This is a genomic window from Verrucomicrobiota bacterium (genome assembly GCA_027622555.1).
Classification (GTDB): Bacteria; Verrucomicrobiota; Verrucomicrobiia; order Opitutales; family UBA2995; genus UBA2995.
The window spans coordinates 1-6,248 of sequence record JAQBYJ010000199.1 but is presented as its reverse complement, the minus strand read 5'-3'; the positions used below and the strand labels follow the sequence as shown (position 1 = coordinate 6,248).

At 51.6% G+C, this 6,248-nt stretch carries 4 protein-coding genes; all 4 read right to left on the bottom strand.

The window, feature by feature from the left end:
• A partial coding sequence (locus tag O3C43_24440; GenBank protein ID MDA1069637.1) for an amidohydrolase family protein occupies window positions 1-756 on the bottom strand: 756 nt, incomplete at its 3' end.
• 2 nt (window positions 757-758) lie between these two features.
• Window positions 759-3,884: a c-type cytochrome gene (locus tag O3C43_24435; protein MDA1069636.1), complete on the bottom strand. Its 3,126-nt coding sequence runs from the start codon at window positions 3,882-3,884 to the stop codon at window positions 759-761.
• A gap of 61 nt (window positions 3,885-3,945) precedes the next feature.
• A complete protein-coding gene (locus O3C43_24430; protein ID MDA1069635.1) occupies window positions 3,946-5,196 on the bottom strand; it encodes a c-type cytochrome in 1,251 nt (416 codons plus the stop codon).
• On the bottom strand, window positions 5,096-6,248 hold a 1,153-nt coding region (locus O3C43_24425), incomplete at its 5' end, for a dehydrogenase (GenBank protein MDA1069634.1). The genes O3C43_24425 and O3C43_24430, both read right to left, overlap by 101 nt.

The window sequence follows — 6,248 nt, the reverse complement described above, 5'->3', positions numbered from 1 at the left end:
CGTATCTTTCGGAGCAGGGCTTTGGTGCGATTGCTGAAACAGGCCTGAAACTTTGCAATAGACGTTCGGGTTTTTCGCCACATTCTTCAGATCAGCCAGCCAAGTCGGGTCGACGGCCTTGCCGTCAATATTGGCGCCAGCAACGTGGTTAATGAGAATCCTTAGATCGGGGTTCCGCTTCGCGACCCTATCGACGTCATTCAGACTGAACTGGAACATCAGAACATCCAGCGTCTTGTTCATCGCGTCCAATGTTTTCAAATCCCTCCAGACGTCTTCATTGAAGAACTTTTCGCCGCCCGGACGCTCCCGCATGCGAATTCCAACGTAGCGTGAATCCGCGGAAAAACGTTTTAGATGATCAGCGAATTCTGGTGTCCCGATCGGCAGACTCCCAACGAGACCAATATAAACACCCGGTTCATCCTTCACCAAATCCAACACCCACTGGTTGTCACCCACCCATTCGCTTGCCTCGACGATTACGGTGGCCGTGATGCCGTTTGCCTCGGCAACTTGATTGAAGTCTTTCGTGAGGATGGGGCGGTAGAGAACCGTGTCAGACTCCGGCGGCCACGGGAGCCCTTCATCCCGGGTTGTATCGTAGAGATGAATGTGCGTATCGATCACGGGAACGCCGGTGAACGTCTGTTTTTCCGATACCGAACGGCATCCTGTAGCGGCGAAACACAAGAGCGTTGTTATCGCAAAACTCCAAAGGCAATGGGGCGTATTCTGTTTCATGGAATTTTTCAAGCCTACTGCTGCAAATACGCTATCAAATCCCGTACCTCGGTATCGCTTAACAAGTCCAACAAGCCTTCTGGCATCGTGGATTGTTCAATCTGCTCCTGATTCACCACTTCGCTAAGCGGTATGATCTGATTAGAATCCAAACTCGCCACGGTGATCGTATGACGCGTTCGTTCTGAAATGTTTCCGCTCAATACCCGACCATCTTTGAGCGTCACGATGGTCATGCGATAGTCCTGCGGAAGCACGGCGCTGGGATCAATCAGGTTCTCCAAGAGGTAATATAGATCCTGACGATTAGATCCGTCGAGATGCGGTCCGAGTGATCCTCCTTCTCCAAACAACGCGTGACAGGATGCGCAATTTTTTTGAAATACCATTTTTCCTGCATCGATATCAGCGTCTGCCAAAACATTGGGTGAGAGTTTCGATTGCCAGTTGCTGATGGCCACCTGCTTCTCCTGGGGACTGGACCGTAATTTTCCCCAAGCCTGCTCAAGTTGCTTATTCAATCGATCATCACCGAGATTGAATATCTGCCGTGCATAAAACGCGGATACATCTGACGGAGAGACCTGTCCGTTGCTCATGGCCTGAACCAGCGGACCCGCCAATGATCTACGAGAACTCAAGGTCGCGATGGTCGCATCACGGTCTTCAGTTAGGTGTCGTCGATACACATAAGGCTTTAGTAATTCATCGGCGATTTTTGGGTCGTCGAACGCCGCCAACTCACGAATTGCTTGATTCCTCCGGGTTTCGTCGCCGAGCAAATCCAGCCAGTCATTGGCGGTCATCGGCTCACTCTCGTCGAATACCGGATCCAACTGACTCGCAATCTGCCGTAGATCGGAATTCTCGGCCCGCCGAATCAAGTCCCAGTTCTCGGGCGCCTTGATCCCCTTCAATCCACGTAAGGCTTCTGCAATGCCGTGAACTCCCGCCTCAGCATTGCGAATCCGGCCACGATTCAAAGTTGCATGGATTCGGTCCACCAATCGAGGCATAGTCGCTGCATCCCGGTCAAAGTCCATCGTGATTCTTCGGGCTATGTTCTTATATACCTGCGGGTCGGAACAGCTGTCTAGAAACCCTGATGCCCGCTCAATATCCGAACCGACGAGCGGCTGGATTGCATACCATATCATATAAGGAAGATTTTGATCCGTTTCGTATCCAAAATCTGCCAACAGATCTTCCGCCAACGCCCACTGTTGGGCCTCTGAAAAGCGAGGGAAGGCAGAGGCCACATACACCCGGACCAAGCGCGACTTTCCATCGCTGGCTAGTTCCCGGATCTTTTTGAACTGAGCTTCCGTCGGATGGCCTCCTTCTCCGATCAATCGCACCGCCCAACTTCGAACATGCTCATTAGCATGGTCAAGCAATGCGGTCAGTCGCCCTTCCCCTACTCCACCACCGCTATGCAGGGCCCACAAAAACCGCAACAGACGATCAACAGGATAGTCACCCGTATCCAACATGCGAAACAGTTCCTCCCGGGCATCCTCAACATTCGCTCCAGCAACGAAACGCTCTTGCAGCAATCGACGCGAGTGACGGACAAAATAGTCGTTGCGGTGCAGCTGATAGGCGACGAGATCCAGGTTGGACTGACTCGCCAGGTCGACCGGGTCCGGATCATTCCCCTCTCCGTAAACCACTTTATAGATACGGCCACTGGTACGATGCACCCCATCGTTGTCGTGGCATTCCCCGATGTCAGTCCAATCTGAGAGATAAACCCCGCCATCCGGACCGTAGATCTGAGTCACCCCTCTATACCACGGATGATTGGCGACCATGAAATCTTCACCATGATGACCAACATACCCAGAGCCCTTTCGTTCCAGGATATCGTTATTGATTCGACGGCCATGAGTGTTGCTCATAAAAATGGTGTTCCGGTACCTCTCCGGCCAGTTATCACCGAGATAGATCATCCCCCCGCAGTGCGAATGTCCGCCACCAAGCAAGTCGGTGTTACCTTCCGGGCCGTCCTCGTTCTTCTCTGAATCCGTCCACTTCCCTTCATGGTGCAAGTGATCCGCAGTCAGTGGAATGCGATCATACACGTGAGCAGCGGAGCCTTGGCCGCGCATGCGAGGGTAAAAGGCTCCAGGGATGACATGCCACAAATGGCCGTTCACGTTGCCGGTCATGAACATTTCGCCCACGTCATTCCAGTCGAGGCCCCAAGGATTGGTGGTCCCCCGAGCCACGATCTCAAATTCATGGGTCACCGGGTGAAGCCGCCAGATCCCGCAGCTGACATCGATCCGCGCAGAAGCGGGGGCGCCAGGTTTGCCAACCAGTGACGCCGCCAATATCCCATGCCGCCCGTAAAGCCAGCCATCGAGCCCCCAAGTAAGGCCGTTAAAGAAATTGTGCTCCCCGTCCGTCGTAAATCCATCTAGCACGACCATGGGCGGACCATCTGGAACATCATCTCCGTCACGATCAGGAATAAACTCCAGTTTTGGAGAATTACAGATCCATACGCCACCGAAGCCGATCGCCATACCCGACAAATGCGTCGCCTTGTCATAAAAGATCTTCCTCGAATCAAAGCGACCGTCGTTATTGGTATCCTCCAAGATCACAATCCGGTCTTCCCCTTTCATTTCCCATTCATTGTACGAATAGGATTCAGCCACCCAGACGCGACCCCGGTCGTCAATCTGCATCGCTACCGGTTGGCGCACATCAGGCTCACCGGCAAATAGGGTCACAGAAAAACCGTCCGGCACCGTGATAGCGGCAGCCGCCTCTTCCGGCGACAATGGCTCCCGGCCCGGAGCCTGGGAGTTTATCGGCTGGTAATCATCTGCGGCCAAAACAGGAACCACGCTCGACAACAGGAGTCCGATAAATGTGAGAAAAAGGCGCATAAGCGTAAACGGCTCAAAGTCTGCCCTCAGATTGACCTTGCTTTTTTCCAGCGTGCGGGGGTGAGGGCCGCGAGTTGGTCGTCTTCGAGCACGCGGGTGTCCGCGGAGAGGATGTTCTGGAGATATTCCGCTGGTAAGCGCGAAATCGATTGGTTCACGACTCTTCTCTTCAAAAATCATTTTTGCCTGTATAATCAATTCCGTCCCGTTCTTGGCCATATTCATAAAATTTGGATTCATGAATCAATTATCGGATTGGTGATTCCAATGCGGGTGAAGGTGACTGCCTGGATAAAATTTCTCACCTCAATGAAATTAAATACTCAACCAGATTGACCAGATCGTCTAACGTCATAAGCGACTGCAAACCAGTTGGCATGAGTGATTCTTCTGATGTTTGTACCCGCGCCACTTGAGACCTATCATATCTAACATCCGAACCGCCCGGCAGCCGAAGGAGAATAGACTGTTCGGTCTCACTGACCAGTATTCCGATGTTAGATGATCCGTTAGTTAACTCAACAGTCGCGGTTTGATAGGATTCTGACACGCTGGCATTTGGATCTATAATTGATTCATACATACCTTGCTTTCCGAGTTTTCCTCCTATCCCGGACAAGTCGGGTCCGAAATTCACACCTTCTCCATTTATCTGGTGACAGGCAACGCAAGAAGTTTCCTTAAAAACTTCGCGACCCCGTTTGGCATCACCCGAATAAACTAATAGCTCGGTCATACCCGGTAGGGCTTTCTCACCCCTTATTTTTGGAATAGGAAAGTATTGTGCCGCTTCCTCGTAGGCCCTTACATGGGTAGTTTGTGTCAAGGCGGTTGCAGCCACCGGTTTAAACTGTTCAGGGAATTGGTTTTTACGGGCGAGTGTTACCAACGCAACCGCACCATCTCTGTATGCACCCAATGCGCGAATTGCACTTTCTCTGAGTGAACGCTTATACCCCTCGTTTTGTAGAACCTGAACCAGGTGGGAAATGGCACGTTTGTCCCGGCTGTCGCCTAGGGCTGATACCAGGTGGGCTCGCTCTTCATCGGAGGTTTTGTTTAGGGTTTCTTCTATAAGGAAGTCCTGTTCCATGTTTAACAGCAACCGAACTCCCTCCACAGCAAGGTCCCTGGAAGAACCACTCGTGATTATGCGGATAACTTCCGGGTAGTAATTTTCTTTTGAAAAAGTGCTAACCAATTTGATAAATTCACTGTTCCTAGGCACACGGTCGAGGAGTGCCTCGAGAAGTTGGGAAAACTCCGGTGTGGTTTGCAAATTCGAATCCTTAAGACGGAGAAACGCCTCGCTGCCAATCATCCAACCGGACTCAGACCGTTTAGTCCAGGCATTATAAGCCAGTTTCTGCAGTGCTTTTTCCTTAACGGGGCTGTTTTTCTGAAAATCAAACGAGCGTAATAAAAGACGTGCTTCTTCAACTTCTACTTCTTCAAGGTCCAGGCATTGCGCCAATAACTCTGGTGTTCGACTGGCTCCCCGGGATGGATTGCCAGTCTCCACCCGCATTCCACCAAGCTTCCAGGCAGGCATCCCAACGTCCGGTTGCGCCGATACCCAAAGCTTCCAAATACCAGCGATCGCCTGGTACTAATTGATTAGCCAATCGCGCCCAATATCTTGGGGAATCGGTGGACCTTACCTCGCGCAATGCAATAGCGCATTCACTACGGACTCGGGACGAGGAATCTATAACCAGCTCGTCTAGGTATGGTTGCAAGTTATATGACTGGCTCCTTGCAGCTCGAAGCGCGGCCAGGCGGATATTGGGATCATCATCTGATAATGCGTTTCTAGTCCAGAATTGGTCATGACCCTCCAGTTCGGCCAGTAACCAGAGGGCACGGGCGCGTAAACGCGGATTGGGGTTTTTATACAATAGTTGAAGAGCCTCAACGGCCACGCTTGACTTGAAACCCAGAATCGCCTTACGGGCGCGAAAGCGAACATCGCTATTGGGACTTTCCAAAGCCTTTACAGCTCCGGTTGCTGTTTTAAACTCTTCATGTTTTATATGATATCGGTGACGGACTGGCGCAATGCGGTAAATCCTGCCTATGGATACCTCGGATTGCCGGTTCCAACCGACTACGGGATCATACCAATCGCTTACAAACACGGATCCATCCGGAGCGACTGCAACATCAATCGGTCGAAACGACTTATCGTTTACTTCTTTCATCAAATTGATCGCATACCCCTTGAAACCGGCAGCATCCGGTTCCGCTATGCAGGCCCGTACCACCCCTGGTCCAGCGTCACAGTTCAGTACTTGATCCTGGAAGATCTTCGGAAGCAAGCGGCCCTCGTAGACAGTGATTCCCGTTGGCGAACCGGCCCCAGTATGTAAAAAATTAGGTACAACGCCGGGATCGTTCTGGTGCCAATGACGCTTTGGTATTTCGGGGTGCTGACTTATTCGCGGCTCGAGCCAACCGCCACCTGTCAATTCATCGAGATAACCGTAATTGCCGTACTCAAGAATGTAATTCAAACGGACGCCGAAATAACCGTCATCATCATTATCCGACTGCCAAAGACCTCCGAAGGAATCGATGGCCACTTCGTAGTTGTTGCGCAAGTTG